Origin of the sequence: Paenibacillus alkaliterrae (genome assembly GCF_021532375.1) — a bacterium.
GTDB lineage: Bacteria > Bacillota > Bacilli > Paenibacillales > Paenibacillaceae > Pristimantibacillus > Pristimantibacillus alkaliterrae.
Map to the genome: position 1 here is coordinate 16543 of NZ_JAKGAP010000040.1, position 23237 is coordinate 39779.

The window sequence follows — 23237 nt, forward strand, 5'->3', positions numbered from 1 at the left end:
TTTCATATTTTCAACAGGGCTGAATTTTTTGTGCTGTTGCTTAATATCACTGCTGAACAGCTCGATATAGTATTCTACCATGTCCAGCGTGGCGTGACCTAAAATACGTCGCAGGGTGAAGGGGTCACCGCCGTTGAGAATATAAAATTTGCAAAGGTATGGCGAAACGTATGACAGGAACATTGAACACCTTGGATTTCTGCCGCTTTGCAATACCGGGAGATCATCACACGGATACCTGAATCTTCAAAAGGCTGGTTGTCCAAATTCACCCAAAGGCGGTCGTGTTCCAACTTTCCTCGTTCCTGCAAGTAGTGATTTAATTGCAAGACGCAGGTATGTTGAATGGGCACGATACGATGTTTTCGTCCTTTGCCCTGTAGAATGCGGATCGTTTGCTCTTCAAAGTCATTATCCGTCACCCGAAGGTTCGTAAGTTTCTTCAAACGGATGCCGGTATCGAATAAAACTAGCATCATGACGTAATTGCGGTATCCGGTGAAGATGGAACGATTTGGCTGTGCAAATAAGCGTTGCAGGTGTCCATCCGTGAAGGTATGTGTCGAAGATTGCAGAACTTTAAACGGTCTCAAATCGGCTACTATATTAGTTTCCATCCAGCCTTCAGTTGCTAGAAATTTAAAAAACTCTTTCAGAATGCAAATGTTGCAGTTCACCGTTCGAAGCGACAATCCTTCATCGAACATGCCAGGAATGATGCTGTGGGTTAAGTCCAACGCAGTTAGAGTAGTCATATCCTTATTGCTTGCTTCGAGAACGTGATGGAACTTTTTAAGCCCGTTGCGATAACGGCGGAGGGTCTCTTTCGTTAAGTTACGGACTTTGCAATCTTGCAAAAAGTGGTTGACGGCATCGTTAAATGAAACAGTTGGATGGTTGTCTTCGTTTAGCTGATTTGGATTGCTGATCATAGTGCATTGCCTCCCTTGGAGGCAATGCGCGGAACAAAGTTATGCGATGGAGTGATGGGGGGCGCGTATTACTTTCCGATATACGATTACGTATTACTCTGCAAAAAAAACGGGTTATTTGCGCCTTGTCGGATAGGTTCTTCAAACCCTTGAAACCCTTGGTGTATAAGGATTCGCGGCATTTCGGAGGTTTTTTATTTCCTCCTTTCACTACGTATAATACCGTATTCGCGCATTGGGCCATATGGCCTTCGGTCCGGCAGATGAATTTCGAGGAACTGGATGCAGCCGGACACATCCGACTGTCGTCGGCTCTCGATTATCACCGAAAGGAATGGGGATAAAATAACCATCAAGGTGAATGATACGGGGAAAGGCATGCCGCCGGAAATGCTGAAGCAATTGTTCACGCCTTTTTTTACGATGAAGGAAAACGGGACAGGATTAGGCCTCGTCGTATGCAAAAGTCTATGGCAGGCTATGGCGGAGAATTACATATTGAGAGTCAGGCGGGCATCGGCGCGGAAGCAATCATTCAGATGCCGCGCCTTCAGGAAGTCTTGGGATTGCATGCATAGTTTTTGCGGAAGACACCTTTGCGGGTGTCTTTTTTGCGTTATGGAAGAACGAAAGAAAGATTTCCCCGGTCCCGCATATAATGAACTGTAACCTTTACCACGCCAAGGTAAATATGAAAGCGGTTAATAGCCTTAATCGTTAAGCTCGGAATAAAAATGGCGAGGGGGCTGTAAGCATGGGCCAGTTCCTGAATCTGGAGAGCTTTTTCCAAAGGCCGCATATTCCGATCGGGCAGCGCGACATGGAACAGTTGGGCGAGATCTACATCCGCAATGACGGGAAGCGCCATGCATTCGCGAACTGGCTTATCGCCTTGATATGGGAAGAGGATGAAATCGACGCCGGCTGGAAAACGATCGTTTACCCGGTGGCGAAAGGGAGGGTCTTTTGGCTCGTTCCTCCGCTCTTCTATACGACGGTCCCCTCAACCTTTGACAAAGCATGGAGACTTTCGGAAGCGATCAAAGCAAGCTCCCGTAACGATGAGCTGATCGAGAAGTACGTTCATCCGTACTGGGACGACTGGGCGAAGATTTGACTTATGCTTCCGAAGCGAGTTTTTGCTCGTTCATGGAAGTCGATTCAGTGAAGCCGAAAAACTTTTAGGAGGTGTGCGACGAGTGCTGCATATTATCGTTTGCATCAAGCAGGTTCCCGACAGCCGGGAAATCCGGATCGATCCCGTCAACAATACGTTAATCCGCCAGGGCGTGCCGAGCATCGTCAATTTCTACGATCTGCACGGCCTGGAAGAGGCGCTGCGCATCAAGGATGAGCATGACGCCAGAGTCACGGTCGTCACCATGGGGCCGCCTCCTGCCGAGAAGGCGCTGAAGGAATGCATTTCGCTCGGCGCGGACGAGGCCGTTCTCGTCACCGACCGGAAGTTTGCAGGCGCGGATACGCTTGCGACTTCTTACGTGGTGGCGCGGACGATCCGCAAGGTAGAGGAGCTGTGGGGGAAAGCGGACATCGTGTTTTGCGGCAAGCAAACGCTGGACGGGGATACCGGGCAGGTCGGCCCCGGCATTGCGTGCCGGTTGGACCTGGAGCAGCTGACGTATGTGGGAAAGGTCGCCGATGTGAACCCCATCAGTCGGAAAGTAACCGTTCACCGGTATTTGGAGGACGGGCTTGAGGTCGTCGAGTCTTCCATGCCGCTGCTTATTACCGCGCTTAAGGAGCTGAACAAAGTCCGCAGAGCTTCGCTGCCGGGCATGATCCGGGCTGCCGGTTACAAGCCGTACATATGGACGACCGCCGATTTCCCCGATCTGGACAACGCTAAGATCGGCTTGAAAGGATCGCCGACGATCGTCAGCAAAACCTGGGTGCCCGAAGTCAGAAAAATAAACGGCCAAATCGTAAGCGGCGATACTCCCGAGCAAGTGGCCGGGGAGCTGGTAGGTAAGCTGTGGGAGAGCGATCTGCCGGAAAGATTCGGGTGGGCGTAACCTTTAGGAGGGGATGCAGATGACTGCTGCAAGAGATGCGGAACAAACGTCCGATTGGTCCGATTACCGGGGCGTGCTCGTTGTCGTGGAGCAGCGGGACGGGGAAGCCAAGAAGGTTTCCTGGCAGCTGCTGGGGGAGGGGAAAAGGCTCGCGGAGAAGCTGGAGGTTCAACTGATGGCGCTCGTCATCGGGCACGAGGTGGGGCATTTGGCGCAGGAAGCGATTTATTACGGTGCGGACAAAGTATTTTTGAGCGAGGCGCCCGAGCTGAAAGCGTACCGGACGAGGCCTTATAGCCGTGTCGCGATGAAGGTCATCGGAGAGGCCAAGCCTGAAATTTGTCTGTTCGGCGCGACGGGCACCGGCAGGGATTTAGCCGGCGCGATCGCCACCCGCCTGCCGACCGGACTGACTGCGGATACGACCGAATTGGATGTCGAGCCGCCGCCGTCGCGGCTGCTGCTCGCTAGCCGCCCCGCCTTTTCGGAGAAAATGATGGCTACGATCTTGTGCAAGCAGTATCGGCCTCAGATGGCTACGGCCCGCGCGGGCGTGTTCCAGGCGCTGCCGCGCGATGCCACCCGCGAAGGCGAGGTCATCCGCATCGCGAACGCGATGACCGAGGAGCAAATTGCGACGCGGGTGCTGGATTTCATCCAGGAACGCGACAAAATCAATCTGGAGGAAGCGGAAATCATCGTCGCCGGCGGCCGGGGGCTGGGAGGACCGGAGCCTTTCGCCATGCTGAAGGAGCTGGCCGACGCTCTCGGGGGAATCGTCGGCGCTTCCCGGGCGGCCGTCGATGCGGGCTGGATCAAGCATGAGCATCAGGTCGGGCAAACCGGCTGCACCGTAAGACCGAAGCTTTATTTCGCCATCGGCATATCCGGAGCGGTACAGCACATCGTCGGAATGGCGGGTTCGGACGTGATCGTGGCGATTAATAAAGATCCGGAAGCGCCTATTTTCCACACCGCTCATTACCGCATCGTCGGGGATTTATTCAAAATCGTCCCTGCCATCACGGCCGAAGTGAAGAAGAAACGAGCGCTTTCGCGGGAAGAGGTGAAGGATTATGAACGAAAAGTTTGATGCTGTCGTCGTCGGCGCCGGACCGGCCGGCGCAGCCGCCGCGCTGACGATGGCCCGGGCAGGGCTGCGCGTCGTGCTGCTGGAGCGGGGCGAGTTTCCCGGCGCGAAAAATATTTTCGGCGGCGTGCTGTACCGGAAGCAGCTGGAGGACATGATCCCCGAATTTTGGACGGAAAAAGGGTTCCCGATGGAGCGTTACATCGTCGAGCAGCGGGTATGGATGATGGGCAAGGAATCTGTGACTACGTTCGGCCACCGGAACGAAGCCTACAAGGAGCCTTATAACTGCTTCACGGGACTCAGGGTGAAGTTCGACCAGTGGTTTGCCAACAAGGCGGTCCAGGCCGGGGCTATCCCGGTCTATCAAACGGTCGCGGTAGATTTGCTTAGAAAAGACGACCGCGTCGTCGGCGTGAAGACGGATCGGGACGACGGCGATCTGTACGCCGACGTCGTCGTCATTGCGGACGGCGTCAATTCCTTGCTCGGCAAATCGCTCGGCGTGCATAAGGAATGGCGGCCCGACGAGGTATCGCTCGCGGTGAAGGAGGTGATCGCCCTTCCGAAGGAGAAAATTCAGGACCGGTTCAATCTGGAAGGCGACGAGGGCGTCACGATCGAGTTTATCGGTGAAACCTCTTTAGGGATGGCGGGGATGGGATTTTTGTATACGAACAAAGAAACGCTCTCGCTGGGCGTCGGCGTCATGGTCGATCAGCTGAGGGAGAAGCGGATCAAGCCGTACGCCGTGCTGGAGGCGGCGAAACAGCATCCGATGATCCGCAAATTGATTCAGGGCGGGGAGGTACTGGAATATTCGGGGCATCTCATCCCCGAAGGCGGCTATCATTCGATGCCTCCGCTGTCCGGAGACGGCTGGGTAATCACAGGGGATGCGGCGCAGATGGTCAATCTCGTTCACCGGGAGGGCACGAACCTTGCCATGACATCGGGGAGGCTGGCAGGCGAGGCCATCGTGGAGGCCAAACTGAAGAACGATTTTTCACGGGAAACGCTGCAGCTGTACGACCGGAAGATCCGAAGCTCGTTTATCGAGAAGGATTTGAAGAAATATAAAGGGATGCACGAGCTGCTGAAGGAACAAGATCCGGAGCTGCTGTTCGACAAGCTGCCGTCGGCGCTCAATGAAGCCGCTTATCAGATGTTTCTGGTTGACGGGGTCTCCAAGGCACAAAAACAAAAAATGGCCGTAAAATTAATTAAGGACGCTGCCGGCGGGACGATGAATTTACTGAAATTGGGCTACAAAGGCTGGAGGGGGATGAACGGATGAGTGATTCGATTTCCGACAAGCTGTTTACGATCCGCTACAAGTGCGACGACGTATCCCATCTAATCATTAAGGAACGGGACAACTGTCTGAAATGCGCCAAGAAGGACTGCAATTATTTTTGCCCGTCCGATGTGTACGATTGGGACAAAAAGCAGAAGCTGACGACCGTCGCGTATGAAAACTGCATCGAATGCGGCACGTGCCGGATCGCATGCCCCTACGACAACATCGATTGGGTTTACCCAAAAGGGGGGTACGGCATCACCTATAAATACGGCTGACTGCAGCATTTCCAGCCCGCACCGGACCTGTATCCGGGCGGGCTTTTTGCATGGATGGCAACAAATGAGGTTTGGCCATTTTGCGGGGTAGTGTTTGGCTCTTTTAGTTGTTAGAAGGACAAGGGTTCTTCACTCTTGGAAGCATAAGCTTGTCAAAGCGGCAAACATATGAGTTAAGTGACATTTGTACTGATAAACTTTTATGAAGTGTAAGGTTACCCATCATGGAACCAAAACTTTTACATCGGGTTGTGTCCACAACGTCAAAAAATTTGACAATACGGGTGAGGATCTCGAGGACCTGATTTCGATCGGAACGATTGGATTGATAAAGGCAATCGAAAGCTTTCAAACTGGTAAAGGCACGAAGCTCGCGACGTTTGCTGCTCGTTGTATCGACAACGAAATACTTATGCATTTGAGATCGTTGAAGAAGACTCGGAAGGATGTTTCCCTTCACGATCCGATTGGAACCGATAAGGAAGGCAACGAAATTACACTAATAGATATCCTCGGCACGGAGGCCGATGATATTGTCGATAAGGTGCAGCTGAAAATTGAGAAGAGCAAGATATATAAGAATCTTGATATATTGGATGACCGGGAGAAGGAAGTCGTCATCGGCCGCTTCGGACTGGAGCATGGCGGGGATGAGCGGACGCAGCGGGAAATTGCGAAGAAGCTTGGAATATCGCGGAGCTACGTGTCGCGGATTGAGAAGAGAGCGCTGATGAAGCTTTATCATGAGTTTTATAAGGCGAAGAGATTACTTAAGGATCTGACCTCATCTCTAGCAGCGATGAGGTCAGGGGTTCGATCCCCCTAGGCTCCACCAAACACAAAAAACACGCCGAATTCAGGCGTGTTTTTTGTGTTTGGTCGAGCCCAACAGGGGGCGAACCCCGGGGCTTCCGTCCACGCGGACGGAGTGTTTGGGATGATTTCAATGAAATACTACAACGTAGGAGCACGGCGTCTGAATCTACCGCTAAAAGTCCTCGTCGAATGCTACGTCAGCTATTCAATCAAAGATTCGGACATCCCAATGATTTGACGAGTTAAGCGATTCTCTGAATCATGGGCAACGGACACAGCGTACGCTATTACAACAGAAACGTCTCTTTTCTAATTTTAAAGGACACCATCGCACTTATTCACCTTGGATTGTCGTTTTAGGTGGATAATTATCGTAAATAGCAGCACGTATGTCCATTAGAAATCTTTGCGGCAAGTTATAGTAAATCTGTCATCGCATTGCCAAGTGTAAACAAAATAGATTTGTTTCGTAGTGTTGCCGGAAAATTACCATTGTCAGACCCATTTATCAAAGAAGTTCTGCATTCAAGAATGAATGAAGAGGACCGAGATACATAAAGATTAGGTTGTCGTTGCGTACTTCCTTGTGCCAGTTTTATACGAGTATTAAGAATAATGAGCCATTTTCCAAACTGAGAGGTGAACCTAATGCCTGCAAACTTTGATTTTTTATAGGGTCAAACGGAATATACTTTGTTTGCGACCGCCTGCATTGAGGCGGAGCGGGTGCTTGCCACCTTTCCCGCCATGGCGGCGGTGGGCAGCCGGAAGGCCTTTGAGCTTGCAGTAAAATGGGTGTATGCTGCGGATAACACGATCACGATGCCCTATAAGGACAATTTGCAGTCATTCATTCACGAGCCATCCTTCCGATTCGCAATGGAGAACCAGACATGGGGCAAGCTGCCCTATATCATCAAGCTTGGAAATCTCGCGGTACATACCGATAAAGCAATTAGCCGCACGTGCTTTACGGAAAAGACGGTTTGCGTTTATTAAGCAATAAGGATGATAAGACTGCTTGTATTGTATTTTCAACTTATCCGACGATGCTTAACGCCATTGACAAGGCTAAGAGTGATGACGGCAAACGTCTGTTTACTCCGGCCCATTTCGACCTGATTGTGGTGGATGAAGCGCACAGCAGATAAGGAACGTTTTGAAGAGGATTTTACGGACGAGGATGGCGATATGCCTGATTTTATTCCCTCACCTGCGGTTAATGAATTTATTTTTAACCAAGCTACCGTTGATCGGGTACTGGAAGATTTAATGACCAAGGAATTGAAGGTGACAGGCGGCGACAGGCTGGGAAAGACGATCATCTTCGCGCAAAATAAAAAACATGCGCAATATGTCATCGAACGGTTTAATAAGCTGTATCCGCAGTATAACGGCAGTTTTGCGAAGCGAATCGTCTCTGATGTCAGTTATGCTCAGAGTATTCTTGATGACTTTAAGGTTGCTGGCAAAGAACCTCATATCGCCGTATCCGTGGATATGCTGGACACGGGCATTGACGTGCCGGAGATGCCTATGACTTTGAGGATTATAAGCTGAAGGTCAACCGCTATATTGAATAAAACCGCGACACTCTTGTTATTCACAAGCTTCGCAACAATATTCCGCCGCTCTCGACTACGAAGGCTTAGAAAAGATTTTTACAGGGGAGCTTGGTACAGCAGAGGATTATAAACGGGAATTTCAGGATACACCGTTCGGCTTGCTGGTTCGCAAAATTGCCAAACTGGAATATGAAGCGGCGATTGTTGCGTTCTCTGAATTTATCAATGACCAATCGCTCAGTCAGGTGCAAATCGTTTTTGTCAAAAAGGTAATTGATTACATTGTGCAGAACAGTTATATCGCCAATATATCTGAACTCACGAAGCTGCCTTTCGATAAACCATAGAGCTTTATCAAGCTGTTTGACGGTACGAAACAAAGGCGGCTTGTAGAGACGATTGCACAGATTAAAGAGAATGCGGTTAAGATCATAGGATAACTATGGAATCGATGAGATAGAAGAAATCCAGCTTCGGAATGTACATATTTGTATGCCAATAAGTGTTGGGGATGTATAGGGGATTGAACTTATATCGTTATTTCGATAAAATAATGATACATTGATGCTAAGGAGGATTGACATGCCTACTATTCGACCTAGCTCTGACTTGAGAAATAAGTACAACGAGATATCCGAGATTTGCCATAAATACGACGAGCCTGTCTATATCACGAAAAACGGACAGGGTGATCTGGCTGTCATGAGTATTGAAACGTATGAGAAGTTGGTTGGCAAATTTGAGTTGTATAAGTTACTGGATGAAGGTATGGAAGCGGCGCAAAAACACAAGGTGAGACCTTTTCGAGATGCGTTATCAGACATCGAGAAGGGGATTCAGGAGTGAACAAAGCCTATCGCCTCGTGATGACAGAACCAGCAGAAAAGGATTTGCGGGATATCGCAGATTATATCTCTAACGAATTATTGGAGCCGGCGATGGCTAGAAAAATGGTTACCAAAATTGCGGATGCCATTTTTGAATGGGAACAAATATCTTTTAGGAATGGTCTGGTTCATGATGAACGATTGGCCAGGCAAGGTATACGTAAATTGCTGGTGGATTCGTACATTGTGTTTTATGCGATTTCGGATCGTGAAGAATCGGTCACCATTATCCGGATTCTTTACGGAAAAAGGCATTGGAGCAGCTTGCTTGATAGCACTAAACTGTAAGCGAAGACCTCAGTTGCCAATGAGCACCAAGGACTTCGCTTTTTCGGATTCGTGGGTTTACAGCTTGAATTTAAGTATATATATAGTAGAATTATGGTATGAAGTGATCATAGATGAGGAGGAACTCCATGGAACCGGTTCAATCGTTATCAGACTTATTTACTAATCATCGAAGTACATCTCATGTTGAAATTGGAGGAAGCTTATCCAGAACGTTTGGACAATCGACATTTATTACAACGCTTCCGATAGGCAAGCTGATTGGCCTCTATGAGGTAGATTTGGAGGTTCAGCGTAATATTATCCCGCAAAATTTGTCCAAATTGATTGACTATATTCTGCTGAATTTGGATCATGGGCAAAGCATTTATTTCCCCGGCATTATTTTGTCGGCCAGAGGAGCAGGCGAATACGACCTTGAAAGTCTGACATACCGTATGTCTCCGATGGAGAAATGTTATGTCGTGGACGGACAGCATCGCCTGGCCGCATTCCGCCGTGTCATAGAGACGCTGCAAAGCAACATGGCCCGTGCCAAGGATCGCCGAGAATATGAGAGAATGGAGGAAATAACGAGCAAGCTGCGCCGCGTCTATGATTTTCCGATGTCGGTCATGATCTATTTGGACATCGATGCGAAACAGGAGCGCCAGTTATTCTCGGACATTAACAAGCTGCCGCGTAAAATCGGCGGCAACCTGACCGCACTTCGAGATCAGCGCCGATTCTACCATGTTCTCGCTTCGCGGTTGGTGGAACAAGCATCAGTAATGAAAGCGCTGCCGGTCGATAGATTTACCGAGCGGGGCAAAGGGCCTGAGTATTTGTTTTCCTACCATTTAGTCATCGAGATTCTGTCCGCTCTCTTCGAGGGCCGGTTGAAATCGGCTGCGCGGAACAACGGTTATTATTTTGCTGACAGCGTTGTGGAAGAGCATTTGGCGCAAGCGTCGTTTTATTTCGAGAGGCTTCTTCATTATTTGCCGGAGCCCTCTAAGGATGAGTTGTGCTGGTCAGAAAATTTACAGATCGCCTTGGCGCTGTTCTTCCACGAGGAGGCGTACAAATCACTCCAATTCAATAAATATAATATAGAATATGCGATGAAAATATTGCAGCATATCGATTGGAAGGCCATTTATCAGGGCGATGAGAAGGACCGGTTGCCTCGGCGTTCGCGCATAATGAAGGCGTACAATTTCGTCCGCGAGTTTTTCAAAGAGCAGAACGTTTTGCTCATTGTAGATAAGGAGGATGTTGGCTAATGGACGGATTGCGATTGCATATGGAGATTCATACGTACTGCGACCGGTACGGTCTGTCGACTCTGCCGCTCCGGGTACAGGATTTACTGAACTATACGGCTATCGATCCGATGGTGCAACGGAAGCTATCGGGCGGACAGCGCCGAAAAATAGCTAATTATTTGCAGGAAAGGGAGCTGGATCGCGTATTCTTCGGTCCGGTGACATTGTCACTCCGCGACGTTACGCAGCTGTACAAGGAACAAAGCGGGTTTGTGCTCCGGCATGGCTCGAAGCTTAGTATTCTGGATGGTCAGCACCGGATACTCGCACTCGGCTATGTAAACGAACAGTTGATGAAAGAAGTGAAGAAAATCGAGAAGAAAACCGCTGCACTCAAAGTCAAATGCCGCAGGTACCCTGAAGATTCAGGTCTGTCAGAGGAGTTGCAGCAATTGGAAGGGCTGATGGAGCAGATTGAGGCGCGTCGGCTGGACTTGTTGGAAAGCGAGCTTTCCGTGCAGTTGTACATTGGGCTCAGAGAAGAAGAAGAGAAGCAGTTGTTCGGCGATATCAATTCCAAGGTCCAGCTTGTCAGCAAGGAGCTGGGTCATTCGTTCGACTCAACGGATCCCATCAACCTTCTGCTGCAGCAAGTTACCGACCATAATTCGTACTTGAAGACAGCGGGGGTAGAACGACGAAACAATTTGACTGCATATAACAAAAACTTTACCTGCTTTAGTTGGCTTTATACTATGGTGTCGCTGTTACTATCCGGAACGATGCAGCCTTCTTATGAATTGATGCGCCGTGTCCGGAGTGATGTATCGGCACATGTGGAAATTTTGCATCAATTTCTCAATGCCGTTCTTCCTCATATGCCGGAACAGCCAGGTATATCGCAGTTTGTATCAGCTAACCGGATGGTGCAGGAGGCGATTGCCTTGTATGCTCATGAGTTTTTGTACTTAGATGGCAAATACAATCCGCAATGGGCGGATTGTATTCAAGTGCTCGAGGGCTTAGATTGGACACATGACAATGCGGAATGGATTGAACTGTTCGGTACGCTTGATAATGGCAAGCTGAACCTGGTCCACGAGAAATCGCTGCGCAAGCATTCGAAGCTGGTGGAGTATTTGCGCGAACGGCAAGCGGTCTCATAGATTTGTATTTTTTCTAGTGGAAGGAGGCCTGCCCGGGCCTCCTTTTCTTAGAGATTATATAACTAAAGCTTTTGTTAAAGCCCACTGTACTTGGTTTTAGATTTACAATCTCATTCTGCATGCTTGGGTATTTGCTTACAGCCTGTTACGTATCATCGTTCACCGATCACTCGGCGGTCCCTAGTTTATATGAAACACCTGGATAAAAGCTATATATCCATCGCTTTCCATACCATTAGCGCCGCGCCTGTCGCAACAGCATCCTCTTTAAGCAGCCCCTTGGAAAATAAAGGAACATACTCCGGATAGTAGTACGTATTTTTCTGGGCAACCTCAATGGCTGTCTGGAAAAAACGCTCATGCGAATTGACCAGCGTGCCGCCAAGAATAATCGTTTCGGGGTGAAATACATTGATTAGATTGGCTAGACCGATGCCGAAATGCCTTGCAGCCCGAAGGAATAGCTCTAATGCGTAAGGGCTATCCTGTGATAATTCTCTCAGCAGCATGTCGTACTGAATCTTATCGGGAGCGGCATGGTAACGCGATACAAGCTCATCTCTTCCCATTTTGGCCTCAGAACGCGCTTGCTTCTCGAGCGCCTGTACAGAAACAAAAGCCTCCAATGCGCCATAGTTTCCTTGCTCCTGCAATCTTGGGCCATCTGTTTGTATAATCATTTGACCGATAGAACCTTCCATATCGACCGTTCCGTGAACGATTTGTCCGTATGACATCATAGCCGATCGCAGGCTGACTCCTGCGTGTACGTAAAGCATATGCTGTAATTGCTCATGGCGCATGGCCCAATGCTCGCCCAAGAGAGCTGTATTCGCGCCGTTGTCCAAATAAGAGGGAATGCCGGTCGCCTCTCTCATGAGGCTGCAAATCGATATGTCCGTCCAACCTTTAGCGGGAAAATAGAGCGGCTTCAGAATGATTCCCTTTTCCCTGTCGAGAGGTCCGACTGCGCCTATGCCGATACCGATGACCTGTTTCATCTCCAGTCGATGATCGTTTAAGAGTGACCGTATATGCTGCGAGACATGCTTGACGAACTGCTCTGGTGTCATGTCCTCGTCCATCCTCCATCTTATGAAGGATTTGGGGTTCATTTGCATATCGAACAAACCCAAAGAGGAATAAAACCGAGATATTTCCAATCCAAAAAAATAGCCATAAGAGGGGTTGATCTGGAATAGGATAGGTTTTCTCCCTCCTTTAGAGGGTCCGAGTCCAGATTCCTCGATAAGGTTTTCCTCAATCAGCTCCTCCAGTAAACGATTCATCGTACTCGTTGTTATATTAATGAAGGACAGGAGGTCGGCTTTCGAGACGACTCCCTGTTCCGCTATGTGCAGATAAACCATTTTTTTTGAGGTATGCTTAGACGGCTGGTTATCCATTATGTTATCCCTACTTATCCAATTCAATTTAAGGGGAATGCCTATATGTCCTTATCATAACCTAAATTTTTATTAGTAGCTATAATGAACGAATTTTAAACATCTTTTTATCAAAATAATAAAAAGTATGTCATTCCGCATTAATCCGATCTGTAAATTAATGATATACTTTGAAATGTATTCGCTTATAGTTGCTATAAACTTATTTTATATTTATTAGCAGAAAAACATAATTCCAAAATGAAAAAAAGATGCTATAATGGAGATGGCTTAAATGTTATGCTGCAGAGGGGATTATGAGATGAAAAAGAATGGTGAATTACTATGGTCAATCTTCATAACTTTTCTGAAAATCGGACCGGTTACCTTTGGAGGCGGCTACGCGATGATACCCGTCATCGAGAGAGAAGTGGTGGAGCGGCGCAAATGGCTGCAAACCCAGGATATCGCGGATATTTTTGCGGTAGCGGAATCGGTTCCAGGAGCAATTGCCATTAATTCGGCCACTTTCATCGGTTATCGGATTGCGGGAATCAGAGGCGCGCTCGCTGCGATGTTCGGAATTTTGCTGCCGACCTTTTGTATTATAGTTCTTATGTCAATCTTTTTCCTTCAACTGAAAGGTCATCCCAAGATGGAAGCCGCATTCGTAGCCATTCGGGCGACAATCGTGGCATTGATCGCATATGCCGCCATAAAAATTGGAAAAACCGCCGCAGTGGATATAACCTCAGTTGGCTTAATTGCTTTAACGGTCATTCTTATGTACTTCGGTCATTCGTTTATCCATCCGGTGCTCCTTATCTTCGGCGGAGCGATTGCCGGCATTGTCATTGTTCTCATTAGACAAAAGCTTGGCTGTAAAACGCACTTAAAGCAAAAGGAGCAGGTGTTTGATTATATGATTTGAAAGGATGTCCGTTATGCTGCTGCTTGATTTATTTTTTACATTTTTTGTGATCGGTTTCGTATCCTTTGGCGGAGGCTACGCCATGATCCCTCTTATTCAAGAGGAGGCCGTTCATCGACATGGGTGGCTTGACGCGCAGCAATTTACAGACATTATTGCGGTTGCGGGAATGTCTCCAGGACCAATTGCGACGAATATTGCCATCTTTATCGGTGTACAGGAGGCTGGATTTCTGGGCGCTGTCGTTGCTGCTGCCGGTATGGTGCTGCCTTCTCTTCTCATTATCCTTGGCGTTGGAATGGTGTTCTTTCGGATTTACCAGAACAAGTGGCTGCAGTCCTCCTTCTATGGCCTGCGTTCCATCATAACGGGGCTTATCATTTATGCCGCTATTATTTTCGCCGTAAATAACGGGCTGGTCTCCTCTCTGTCCTGGTTTACGGTCAGCCAATTGCTTATTTTCATTGGATCGCTTGCAGCGCTGTTGATCTTTCGTAAACACCCCGTATACATTATTATAGTATCAGGACTTGTCGGCATAGCCGTCTACGGCTAGATGCACACTTCAACACTTGGGGGTCAGGCAGTTGGACAAACTACCATCATGCTGCGCAGCAGCCAGGGAATCTTCGCAAGCGCAAGAAGAAAAGATACCGTTGCAGATCAAGAAGACGAAAGCCGTCAATAAACCGTCTTGGGACGACATGATCACGATTCCAAAGGGGACGTTCACGATGGGTACCGATGCTCGTGACGGATTTCCTGCAGACGGAGAAGGGCCAATACGTCAGGTAACGGTCGATGAGTTTCAAATATCTCCTTATGCGGTTACAAACGCCGATTTCCAGCTTTTCGTCGATGCCACCGGGTATGTGACGGAAGCTGAGCGTTTTGGCTGGTCTTACGTTTTTCATTTGTTAGCTTCAGATGAGACGAAGGAGCGTGTCGCTGACGTGCCGCAGGGAGTGCCTTGGTGGCTGGTTGTCAAAGGTGCTTATTGGGCAGCGCCGGAAGGATCGGATTCCGCTATCGCTGATCGGATGGATCACCCTGCCGTTCATGTTTCATGGAACGATGCGGAGGCCTATTGCCGCTGGGCGGAGGTGCGTTTACCGACAGAAGCGGAGTGGGAGTATGCGGCTCGCGGAGGGCTGGAACGTAAAACCTATCCATGGGGGGATTTGCTGAAGCCGGATGGCGAGCATCGATGCAATATTTGGCAAGGGAAATTTCCGATTAAGAATAATGCAAGCGACGGCTATGTGGGGACCGCCCCTGTACATGCCTTTCAGCCGAACGGCTACGGTCTCTACAATATGTCGGGTAATGTGTGGGAATGGTGCCGGGATTGGTTTAGTCCAGCTTATCATCGACAAACCTCCGCAACGAATCCGCTGTTCAAGCAGCCTACAGGGAAACGTTCGATGCGCGGGGGGTCGTATCTTTGTCACCGTTCCTATTGCAACCGATACAGGGTAGCGGCGCGAAGCTCGAATACGCCGGACAGCTCGACGGGAAATTGCGGATTTCGGGTTGTTCGTTAGAATATGAACCAAGAGCGGCTAGCGTAACGGGCCTGGAATCGATCGCATATACATAAAGGAACTTTAGTTGCAAAGGATGAAGACGGAATATGGAAATGAGCAGATTGCGTGATCGAATGAATCAGATGAAGCAGGGGGGATTTGGAGACGACCGCGGAGGCCTGTTACGCTCTCCTATGCGCCGGGTATTATCAGCAGTCCGATCCTCGAATATTGCTGGCGAAGCGGTTTATCCGATCTCGAGGCGGCTTGTCTGAAGCCCTCAGCTTGTTTACGCAGGTCATATTTGCCGCAACCGGCCAAGCCGAATGGCCGCGGCAGCTGCGGATCCCATTAGATTTCTTTTTCTCCAAACTCGGAATCGGTCCCGACTTGTTCTCCCTTTCCGGCCATGCTCGCGTTCATCTTATCCCGACTTTGGTTATGGCGAATCGGCAATTTGTGTGTCGCAACGCGATGATGCCGGATTTATCCGACCTCTTTATCAGCAGCTCCCGGGTATTCACGAATGATGATACTTGGATATCCGCACTGAATGAATTTCTTTCCTCACTGCCGTTAGCAAGCTTGCTGTCCTTTGGGTCCTCAACAGCGATGGAGCAAGCTGAGGCCTTCATGCTCGAGCGGCTAGAACCGAACAGCACGCTCCTCACTTACTCAACAGCGACTGTACTCATGGCATTTTCGCTCTTAGCGCTGAATTATCCCCCCGACTCTCCCCTTATAAGCCGACTTCTGCTTGGCATTCAATCGCTGCAATGCAAAGATCGGGCGCATATACAAATAGCAACGGCCGAGGTATGGGATACCGCTTTGCTTAGCTATGCGCTTCGGGAAGCTGGCATGCCTGCTGATTCATCAAATTTAGAAAACGCGGCTGTTTTTTTGGCCGTTAGGCAGCAAAACAGATTAGGCGATTGGTCCAAACGCAGTCCTCATACCGAGGCTGGCGGCTGGGGTTTCTCCGCTGTAAATACGATTTACCCCGATGTAGATGACAGCGTGGCCGCTCTTAGAGCGATTCTATACTCCCCGAGATAACTATGTTTGGCCGCTGCTTACTATGTCTGCCTTTCTGAAGAAGTACAGCACATGACAGGAGGTGTCAAGTGCAATAAGCAAATATTAGATAAGGTATTTACTGCTCTTATCAGGGCTTTTTGCATTTTTGAAAATGTTGATTTTGTAGTTATTTTATTCTGAACAGGAATGCTTCTTAATGGTATAATGCAAGGAAACATTGTGGGGGAGTTTTCGTATGAGAATAAACTGGTATAATCGTATGTTGCTTTCTTATGCACCTATTTTCTTTGTCGTTATCTCCTCGCTGATCTTTGTTTTCTTCACGACATTGAATAGCTCTTCTCAAAATAAATATATTGAAACGAATGAAGCGATTTTTCAACAAATGGTACAGTATACAGATGCTAACTTACAGTTGATCGAGCGGAATGTCGTAAGAGAAATTTATAAGAATAAGACGTTGCAATCTTTTTTCGACGATACTCCGAAAACCGTATACGAGTATTATTTCATACAGGAAAAATTGAATGAGTTTGCGTCATCCTTTCCTTTTCTGAATTCAATGTACTTGTATAGCGAAACGACCCAACAAATTTTGACTGGATCAGGCAAATTTCCGTTGGAGGCTTTTGCAGACGCATCTTTTTTTCTTGAGGCCTATGAGGAGCCGGGTTTAAAGGGATGGTCAACCCCGAGAGAATATCGAGAATCCGTTCTTGATCAGAACAAAAAAGTCATTTCACTAATCAAATATTATCCGTACGCTTTCGGTAAGGAAGGGGCCGTTGTCATTAATGTAGACGTCAAATCGATTATGGCGTTTTTAAATAATTTAGATAACAATGGTCACAATGTTATTCAAATTTTAGACGAGAACAAGCAGCCTTTTCAGACTATAATAGAGCCAATTAGTACGAAACCAATCTATGCTACATCGAAATATACCGGATGGTCTTTTTATTTTGACAGCGTCTATGCTGACGAGTTTTCGATCCTTTCTCTATTATCCAACATATGGATCATATTAGGCATCTTCATCATAGTGCTCGCCATCGTTTGGTTTACGATCATCACTCATATTAATTACAAGCCAATTCAAACCATTATGGGCAAAATCGATGATTATACGGCACGCAAAAGTGATGAACTGGGAATAAAATCCCCACGCAATGAGTTGAAGTTCATTGAGAGCGCTATTGACCATTTTCTGAAAAAAACGGTGGACTACGATACTTTGCACAAAGAAGATATGCTGCTTCGGAAACGCAACTTATTTAATGAACTCCTTATAGGCCATAAGACGATAACCGAATCGGAGTGGGAGAGGCAGATGGCATCATTTGGCTTGTCCCATTCCTATGAGCGGCTCGGAGTAGTTGTGTTTGAAATCGATCACTATGCTCAGTTTACCGAGCGGTACAGTTCAAGCGATCAATATTTACTGAAATATATTATCCAGACTGCATTTCAGGAGCTAACGCAGGAAAAGGAATTGTTGATTTGGCATACGTGGATTCAACCCCAACAGATGTCCGTTGTTTTTCATTTTCATAGCAACCACGAGCCATATCAAGATACGTTGCAGCAAATCTGCGAAGAATACCGAAAGTGGATTAACACGAATTTGGAGTTGACGTTATCGGCAGGGATCGGCAGGGAAACCGGGTCGATCGGCCAAATCGCGGAATCTTACCGCAATGCAAGTGAAAACGTATCCTATAAAGCTGTGTTCGGAACGAACTCGCTGATCGACAATCGGTTGAAAGGCACGAAGGCGAATGGGGAGAAGTTTAACTGGTTCCAAACTTTGCTGGAGATGGCACATTTTTATCGTTTGGATGATGAACAGTGGGTAGGCAAATTTAACCACATCTTTACGGAAATACAGCAAATGTTATTATCGAAAGCGGATATCGAAAATTTTGTAAATAATTTAGCACACCAATTACAGAAGGAGATCAACACACTGTCTCCAGAAATTCAAGCTTTGTGGCGAGATGAATATCAGGAACAATTCTTTAAGATTGCAAACCGTACGGAAACGATGAATGAGATGAATGAACAAGTATTAACGGTCATGATCAAGTTGGCCAAAGAGATCGAGCACGAACGGATAAGTAGAAAAAATCATAGCATCGCCGTTCAAGTCAAGGCGTATATCGATCGTAATTACGCAGATTCAAACCTTTCCTTAAACCAAGTAAGCGATTTGTTTGGTGTTAGTCCGAAAAGTATTAGCAATTTGTTCAAGGAAGAGCTCGGTGAAAAGTTTTTCGATTATCTCGTCAAGGTACGGTTTGATCACGCCACACAATTGCTTCAGGAGACAGATGAGCCGATCCAGTTTATAGCGGAAAAAGTAGGATATGTACACGTCATCTCATTTCATCGGGCTTTCAAAAAAATGTTCGATCTTCCACCTGGTGAATATAGGAATTTACATCGATTTCATCATGAATAAGTGAATGATCGCTTATCCAATCTGCTGTTTTCGCAGCAGATTTTTTTTTCGTAAAAAAAGTTAAGGATAGGAAATATGTTAATTGGCTGTACTGCTGCGGTTTCCCTAAATGTTAAGCGCAAGATTATTGATAATTTCCGAATCTGCACCGAGATGATAAATTAATAACTGAAAGCGGTTGCAAAACAAATTTAAAGACTAAGGGGGGGATTACTCATGCGGCTTGCACCAAAGACTATTCGGCCATACAGTAATGTGTCGCGAAGTACTTGGAAATCTATTATGCGCGAGTGGCAATTGTATCTGTTGTTATTTGTGCCCATGGCGTATTTTATCATTTTCAAATATGTTCCGATGCTAGGCGTCGTAGTTGCATTTAAAGATTACAATATTTTTAAAGGGGTTTTGGACAGCCCTTGGATCGGATTTGAAGCATTTCGAGAAATCTTTCAAATGGATGCATTTCACAACGCAATTCGAAACACCTTTTTATTAAATATATTAGACTTGATCATCGGTTTTCCGATACCCATCATTTTAGCTTTGCTATTAAATGAACTTCGCGTCAAATGGTTTAAAAGAGGCGCCCAAACTATCCTGTATTTGCCCCATTTCATTTCATGGGTTATTGTCGGCGGAATGGCGACTCAACTGCTAGCGACCAACTCCGGCGGTGTTAATAACTTCTTAAATGCAATCGGCTTGGAAGCGATCCCGTTTTTGTCAGAACCGTTGCACTGGGTAATTACCTACCTAGGGTTAGGGATTTGGAGAGAGGCTGGATGGGGAACGATTTTATATTTAGCCGCATTGACCGGTATCAACAAGGAGTTATATGAAGCAGCCGAGGTGGACGGGGCGAGCCGCCTTCGGAGAATGTGGCATATTACGTTGCCAGGCATCAAACCGACCATTGTAATTCTTCTTATTATTAATATCGGACATATGGTCACCATCGGCTTTGATCGGCCTTATATATTGAGCAATCCGCTTGTTACCGACGTTTCGGAGGTGATTAGTACTTATGTATACAAGGTCGGGATTCAATCGGCCCGCTATACTATCGCGACCGCAATCGGTCTGTTCCAATCGATTGTTGGACTAATCTTCTTGTTATCGGCTGACTTTATTTCCAGAAAAGTTAACGACCAAGGCATTTGGTGAGGAGAATGAACAATGAATAGCAAAGCCAATAATATAAGATTTATTGATGGATTTATTATGGTGTTGATTGGTATTGCAGGGTTATTATGCTTGATGCCAATGGTTCACATCGTAGCTCTTTCGCTAAGTTCGAATGGGGCCATCATGGCGGGGAAAGTAACCTTCTTCCCCATCGAAATCAATCTGGCAGCTTACAAAGCCGTATTCCAACACGCAGCAATGGTTCGTTCATTAGTGTTCACCATATTCATGGTCACTATCTTTACAGTGATCGCCATGATCATGACCGTTTCTGCTGCTTATCCGCTTACTAAACATAGATTAAAGGGCAGAAATACGTTTCTGACAATCATTGTACTCACCATGTTTTTCAGCGGCGGTCTCATACCTGATTATTTGCTGATGAGAAATTTGAATCTGCTCGATACCCTATGGGTACTCGTGCTGCCCGGATCGATCAGTGCTTTCTACTTAATTATTATCAAGACGTTCTTTTCCAATATTCCAATTGAGCTTGAGGAATCGGCCCGTATGGACGGGGCAAGCCATTTCAGAATATTGTTTAATGTCGTTCTCCCTTTATCGCTGCCAGTCATCGCGACTTTGAGCTTGTTTTACGCAGTAGGCCGATGGAATGGTTTCCAGGATGCTTTGATTTATATCACAAATCAGAATCTGTATCCGATCCAGCTTAAACTATATGCGATGGTCATTAGCGGTCAAGCTAACGATATAGCCATTATGGAGGCGCAAAATATTTCAGCACCCGTTCCGGAGAGTCTGAAAGCAGCATCGATCATGTTCGGAACGTTACCGATCCTTATCGTATATCCATGGCTTCAGCGGTATTTTATTTCCGGTATTATGCTCGGAGCGGTAAAAGGCTAATAGACACAAGTAAAATAGTTACTCTTCATTGGCATAACGTATTTAAGATTTTGACTAATGAAGATTACTATATAAAAAATATCAAAGGGAGTTGAACAAGTTGATAACAATTTCTCGCAAATGGTTGTTGAGCATTCTCGCAGTCGTAATGATCGCGGCGATGTTGGTTGGTTGTTCCGATAGTAATTCTGCAAAAAATGAACCCGCGAAGAGAAATCCGGCAGATAACCAGTCGAAAGACGAAGTGAAGAAACCACCGGTTACGCTCAAAATTGAGCTGTTTGATCGGAACAATACCCCTGCAGGTGCACCACCGATTACCGACAACTTCTTCACCAAGTACATGCAAGAAAATTTTGGTGATCCGAACAATATCAAATTAGAATTCGTTACGGTTCCTCGTTCTGAAGAAGTCGATAAGCTGAACGTATTGATGGCTGCCAATCAAGCGCCAGACCTCGTCTTTACGTACAACACTCAAACGGTCGAAAAATATGTAAAAGACGGCGGTTTGACAGATCTCGGGCCTTTATTGGATGAATTTGGTCCGAATCTGAAGACCTTATATGGCGACGACGTGCTCAGCTACGGTGTATTCGAAGGCAAGCAATATGCCATTCCTGCCATGCGGGTTATCAAGGCACAAAGCTCGACTTTCATCCGTCAGGATTGGCTCGACGAGCTGAATCTACCTGCCCCTGCGACAACAGACCAATTTTACGAAACGATGAAAGCTTTTAAAGCGGCTAAACCTAAGGCATTTGCTTACGGAGGACAAATCGATTACTTCCATATGCACCCACTCCAGTATTCTTTCTGGGATTGGGCGAATATTTCGGATGAAGACTTGTACGCGAATGTGGAGTGGTTGATGCCTGGCAACAAAGAAGCATACCGCTTCCTGAATAAAATGTATAATGAAGGCTTAATGGATCCCGACTTCCCGTTAAGTATGGGTAAAGACAACAACCTATTTACTAAGTATTTGTTGAACGGTCAAATTGGTGCCGCTACAACGAATACGAACGAACCTGTATATATGGGATATTTGGCCGAGTTGCAAAAGGCCGATCCGAACGCCAGGTTGAGCGTGATCGACCCGTTCACGGATGTTAACGGCAAAACGCCGAAACCCGCTTACTCGCCTCTTGGAATTTATATGTTGGTACCGAAAGCAAGCGAACGGGCTGAAGAAGTGATTAAGTATTTGAATTGGATGGCAGAACCTAAGAACATTCTTGTGTTGCAAAACGGTACCGAAGGCGTAACGTATACGATGAATGACGGAATTCCTGTTACACTTGACAACGACGAAGCTAAAAACTTGCTGTACAACTACTTTGATTATTGCATAATTCTCAACGGCAAATATGTTAGCTTTACGGATGAAAGACTGAACATTGCAGCCAATGCTTCCGATCCGAACTTTAGAGACTTCACGGTGAAAAGTGTCGAGACGGGAAGTAAGGATAGCATCGTTAAACCGCGGGTTCTGACACCAATCGAATCAGATATCAAACACGCGAACACTTTGAAGAAGAAAGACGAAGAAATTTTTGTTAAAGTTATTACTGCGAAACCTGCTAACTTCGATAGTGTTTATGATAAGGAAGTTGCCGACTACCTGAAAATCGGCGGTCAAGAAGTTATGGAAGAGAAGAGAGCAGCATACAAAGCAGAATATAAGTAAGGTTTTCGAAAGCAGTCCCCCATTCTCCGTTCACGATGAACGGAGAACGGGGGACTCTATTATGCAGTCGAACCATTTGTAAAAATAATCGTGATCAATTTGGATGAATCCACTTACCAATGGCTTGAACAATGGGCTGGTGATGAGGACATTTATTTGAAGGAAGAAACGTCCGGGCTGGAGATTGCTTGCCAACTCAATCATCAAACCATGTCGGCAACACCGGTAGGTACGTTGACAGAGCATGTGCTGTATCTGTTGCTCAAGGAATGGCCATCTGACAGTCCGCATTCCTTGTTAACCTGTTCGTTAATTAAAAAAGAAAAGCAAGTTTCCGTGCCTGAGGATAGAAAATATAACCCTTGGCGTAACACGTACGGCGTTTTTCTGGACCATCAAGAGGAGAATGCAAGGGTTATCGTCAGTATTGAAGGAGCCTTGGCCACACGTTATATGTATTCCCCACATGTGCCGAAGCCTTACTACTATCCGTTGATAGGTCCCAAAGGCCAAACGCTGATTCAGGATGCTCCTGATGATCACTAACAT

Annotated in this window: 25 protein-coding genes and 1 pseudogene; 24 read left to right on the top strand and 2 right to left on the bottom strand. The window is 46.9% G+C overall.

Translation table 11 applies throughout. The annotated features are described in order from the left end of the window. Positions 1 to 98: 98 nt before the first annotated feature. Entirely contained in the window at positions 99 to 932 is an 834-nt protein-coding gene (locus L1N85_RS16620; protein ID WP_235240191.1) for a tyrosine-type recombinase/integrase, read from the bottom strand. Positions 933 to 1214: 282 nt separating this feature from the next. Here L1N85_RS16620 and L1N85_RS27970 point away from each other — a divergent pair, with 282 nt between their 5' ends. The 15 genes and pseudogenes from L1N85_RS27970 (at position 1215) to L1N85_RS16690 (ending at position 11602) form a co-directional block, all read left to right on the top strand. Beyond that, positions 1215 to 1601, top strand: coding sequence for an ATP-binding protein (locus tag L1N85_RS27970; protein WP_407946464.1), 387 nt, complete (start codon positions 1215 to 1217; stop codon positions 1599 to 1601). Between the two features lie 85 nt (positions 1602 to 1686). Continuing rightward, positions 1687 to 2049: a hypothetical protein gene (locus L1N85_RS16630; RefSeq protein ID WP_235240192.1), complete on the top strand. Its 363-nt coding sequence runs from the start codon at positions 1687 to 1689 to the stop codon at positions 2047 to 2049. Positions 2050 to 2131: 82 nt separating this feature from the next. Beyond that, entirely contained in the window at positions 2132 to 2965 is an 834-nt protein-coding gene (locus tag L1N85_RS16635) for an electron transfer flavoprotein subunit beta/FixA family protein (protein WP_235240193.1), read from the top strand. A gap of 19 nt (positions 2966 to 2984) precedes the next feature. After that, a complete protein-coding gene (locus tag L1N85_RS16640) occupies positions 2985 to 4058 on the top strand; it encodes an electron transfer flavoprotein subunit alpha/FixB family protein (protein ID WP_235240194.1) in 1074 nt (357 codons plus the stop codon). Then, a complete protein-coding gene (locus L1N85_RS16645; protein ID WP_235240195.1) occupies positions 4042 to 5352 on the top strand; it encodes an FAD-dependent oxidoreductase in 1311 nt (436 codons plus the stop codon). Before L1N85_RS16640 ends, L1N85_RS16645 begins: the two co-directional genes overlap by 17 nt. After that, a complete protein-coding gene (locus L1N85_RS16650) occupies positions 5349 to 5633 on the top strand; it encodes a ferredoxin family protein (RefSeq protein WP_235240196.1) in 285 nt (94 codons plus the stop codon). Before L1N85_RS16645 ends, L1N85_RS16650 begins: the two co-directional genes overlap by 4 nt. 202 nt (positions 5634 to 5835) lie before the next feature. Continuing rightward, a pseudogene (gene sigK, locus L1N85_RS16655) lies at positions 5836 to 6396 on the top strand (RNA polymerase sporulation sigma factor SigK); the annotation flags it as partial. A 746-nt stretch (positions 6397 to 7142) separates the two neighbouring features. After that, on the top strand, positions 7143 to 7448 hold the full coding sequence (locus tag L1N85_RS16660) for a DUF4145 domain-containing protein (RefSeq protein WP_235240197.1): 306 nt from the start codon (positions 7143 to 7145) through the stop codon (positions 7446 to 7448). A 50-nt stretch (positions 7449 to 7498) separates the two neighbouring features. Continuing rightward, a complete protein-coding gene (locus L1N85_RS27660; RefSeq protein ID WP_328285233.1) occupies positions 7499 to 7600 on the top strand; it encodes a hypothetical protein in 102 nt (33 codons plus the stop codon). Beyond that, entirely contained in the window at positions 7581 to 8009 is a 429-nt protein-coding gene (locus tag L1N85_RS16665) for a hypothetical protein (RefSeq protein WP_235240198.1), read from the top strand. Before L1N85_RS27660 ends, L1N85_RS16665 begins: the two co-directional genes overlap by 20 nt. 97 nt (positions 8010 to 8106) lie before the next feature. Beyond that, on the top strand, positions 8107 to 8361 hold the full coding sequence (locus tag L1N85_RS16670; RefSeq protein WP_235240240.1) for a type I restriction-modification enzyme R subunit C-terminal domain-containing protein: 255 nt from the start codon (positions 8107 to 8109) through the stop codon (positions 8359 to 8361). A gap of 235 nt (positions 8362 to 8596) precedes the next feature. Continuing rightward, a complete protein-coding gene (locus L1N85_RS16675; protein ID WP_235240199.1) occupies positions 8597 to 8860 on the top strand; it encodes a type II toxin-antitoxin system prevent-host-death family antitoxin in 264 nt (87 codons plus the stop codon). Further along, a complete protein-coding gene (locus L1N85_RS16680; protein ID WP_235240200.1) occupies positions 8857 to 9189 on the top strand; it encodes a type II toxin-antitoxin system RelE/ParE family toxin in 333 nt (110 codons plus the stop codon). The genes L1N85_RS16675 and L1N85_RS16680 overlap by 4 nt, the downstream gene beginning before the upstream one ends. 128 nt (positions 9190 to 9317) lie before the next feature. Next, entirely contained in the window at positions 9318 to 10454 is a 1137-nt protein-coding gene (locus L1N85_RS16685) for a DNA sulfur modification protein DndB (protein ID WP_235240201.1), read from the top strand. Next, entirely contained in the window at positions 10454 to 11602 is a 1149-nt protein-coding gene (locus tag L1N85_RS16690) for a DNA sulfur modification protein DndB (protein WP_235240202.1), read from the top strand. Before L1N85_RS16685 ends, L1N85_RS16690 begins: the two co-directional genes overlap by 1 nt. A 209-nt stretch (positions 11603 to 11811) precedes the next feature. Here L1N85_RS16690 and L1N85_RS16695 read toward each other — a convergent pair whose 3' ends face one another. Beyond that, entirely contained in the window at positions 11812 to 12675 is an 864-nt protein-coding gene (locus L1N85_RS16695; RefSeq protein WP_328285229.1) for an ROK family protein, read from the bottom strand. Between the two features lie 634 nt (positions 12676 to 13309). On the opposite strand from L1N85_RS16695, the gene L1N85_RS16700 reads away from it, so the two are divergent. The 9 genes from L1N85_RS16700 (at position 13310) to L1N85_RS16740 (ending at position 23234) form a co-directional block, all read left to right on the top strand. Next, complete coding sequence (locus tag L1N85_RS16700) at positions 13310 to 13918, top strand: chromate transporter (protein WP_235240204.1); 609 nt, start codon at positions 13310 to 13312, stop codon at positions 13916 to 13918. 13 nt (positions 13919 to 13931) lie between these two features. After that, positions 13932 to 14474 (top strand): chromate transporter, encoded by a 543-nt coding sequence (locus L1N85_RS16705; protein ID WP_235240205.1) that lies wholly within the window; start codon positions 13932 to 13934, stop codon positions 14472 to 14474. A 148-nt stretch (positions 14475 to 14622) separates the two neighbouring features. Further along, a complete protein-coding gene (locus tag L1N85_RS16710; RefSeq protein WP_235240241.1) occupies positions 14623 to 15462 on the top strand; it encodes a formylglycine-generating enzyme family protein in 840 nt (279 codons plus the stop codon). Between the two features lie 141 nt (positions 15463 to 15603). Beyond that, on the top strand, positions 15604 to 16503 hold the full coding sequence (locus tag L1N85_RS16715) for a hypothetical protein (RefSeq protein WP_235240206.1): 900 nt from the start codon (positions 15604 to 15606) through the stop codon (positions 16501 to 16503). A gap of 217 nt (positions 16504 to 16720) precedes the next feature. Continuing rightward, positions 16721 to 18946 (top strand): helix-turn-helix domain-containing protein, encoded by a 2226-nt coding sequence (locus L1N85_RS16720; protein ID WP_235240207.1) that lies wholly within the window; start codon positions 16721 to 16723, stop codon positions 18944 to 18946. Positions 18947 to 19162: 216 nt separating this feature from the next. Continuing rightward, positions 19163 to 20110, top strand: coding sequence for an ABC transporter permease (locus L1N85_RS16725; RefSeq protein WP_407946465.1), 948 nt, complete (start codon positions 19163 to 19165; stop codon positions 20108 to 20110). Positions 20111 to 20122: 12 nt separating this feature from the next. Further along, positions 20123 to 20998 carry a carbohydrate ABC transporter permease gene (locus L1N85_RS16730; RefSeq protein ID WP_235240208.1) on the top strand — a complete coding sequence of 292 codons (876 nt, stop codon included), beginning with the start codon at positions 20123 to 20125 and terminating at the stop codon, positions 20996 to 20998. A gap of 100 nt (positions 20999 to 21098) precedes the next feature. Further along, a complete protein-coding gene (locus tag L1N85_RS16735) occupies positions 21099 to 22688 on the top strand; it encodes an extracellular solute-binding protein (RefSeq protein ID WP_235240209.1) in 1590 nt (529 codons plus the stop codon). Positions 22689 to 22844: 156 nt separating this feature from the next. Beyond that, positions 22845 to 23234 carry a PmoA family protein gene (locus L1N85_RS16740; protein WP_235240210.1) on the top strand — a complete coding sequence of 130 codons (390 nt, stop codon included), beginning with the start codon at positions 22845 to 22847 and terminating at the stop codon, positions 23232 to 23234. Positions 23235 to 23237: the final 3 nt, after the last annotated feature.

Bases quoted from the DNA above. Each gene is read 5' to 3' on its own strand.
- L1N85_RS16620 (WP_235240191.1), bottom strand. From the start codon at position 932: ATGATCAGCAATCCAAATCAGCTAAACGAAGACAACCATCCAACTGTT.
- L1N85_RS27970 (WP_407946464.1), top strand. From the start codon at position 1,215: ATGCAGCCGGACACATCCGACTGTCGTCGGCTCTCGATTATCACCGAA.
- L1N85_RS16630 (WP_235240192.1), top strand. From the start codon at position 1,687: ATGGGCCAGTTCCTGAATCTGGAGAGCTTTTTCCAAAGGCCGCATATT.
- L1N85_RS16640 (WP_235240194.1), top strand. From the start codon at position 2,985: ATGACTGCTGCAAGAGATGCGGAACAAACGTCCGATTGGTCCGATTAC.
- L1N85_RS16645 (WP_235240195.1), top strand. From the start codon at position 4,042: ATGAACGAAAAGTTTGATGCTGTCGTCGTCGGCGCCGGACCGGCCGGC.
- L1N85_RS16650 (WP_235240196.1), top strand. From the start codon at position 5,349: ATGAGTGATTCGATTTCCGACAAGCTGTTTACGATCCGCTACAAGTGC.
- L1N85_RS27660 (WP_328285233.1), top strand. From the start codon at position 7,499: ATGCTTAACGCCATTGACAAGGCTAAGAGTGATGACGGCAAACGTCTG.
- L1N85_RS16665 (WP_235240198.1), top strand. From the start codon at position 7,581: ATGAAGCGCACAGCAGATAAGGAACGTTTTGAAGAGGATTTTACGGAC.
- L1N85_RS16675 (WP_235240199.1), top strand. From the start codon at position 8,597: ATGCCTACTATTCGACCTAGCTCTGACTTGAGAAATAAGTACAACGAG.
- L1N85_RS16685 (WP_235240201.1), top strand. From the start codon at position 9,318: ATGGAACCGGTTCAATCGTTATCAGACTTATTTACTAATCATCGAAGT.
- L1N85_RS16690 (WP_235240202.1), top strand. From the start codon at position 10,454: ATGGACGGATTGCGATTGCATATGGAGATTCATACGTACTGCGACCGG.
- L1N85_RS16695 (WP_328285229.1), bottom strand. From the start codon at position 12,675: ATGACACCAGAGCAGTTCGTCAAGCATGTCTCGCAGCATATACGGTCA.
- L1N85_RS16700 (WP_235240204.1), top strand. From the start codon at position 13,310: ATGAAAAAGAATGGTGAATTACTATGGTCAATCTTCATAACTTTTCTG.
- L1N85_RS16705 (WP_235240205.1), top strand. From the start codon at position 13,932: ATGCTGCTGCTTGATTTATTTTTTACATTTTTTGTGATCGGTTTCGTA.
- L1N85_RS16710 (WP_235240241.1), top strand. From the start codon at position 14,623: ATGATCACGATTCCAAAGGGGACGTTCACGATGGGTACCGATGCTCGT.
- L1N85_RS16720 (WP_235240207.1), top strand. From the start codon at position 16,721: ATGAGAATAAACTGGTATAATCGTATGTTGCTTTCTTATGCACCTATT.
- L1N85_RS16725 (WP_407946465.1), top strand. From the start codon at position 19,163: ATGCGGCTTGCACCAAAGACTATTCGGCCATACAGTAATGTGTCGCGA.
- L1N85_RS16730 (WP_235240208.1), top strand. From the start codon at position 20,123: ATGAATAGCAAAGCCAATAATATAAGATTTATTGATGGATTTATTATG.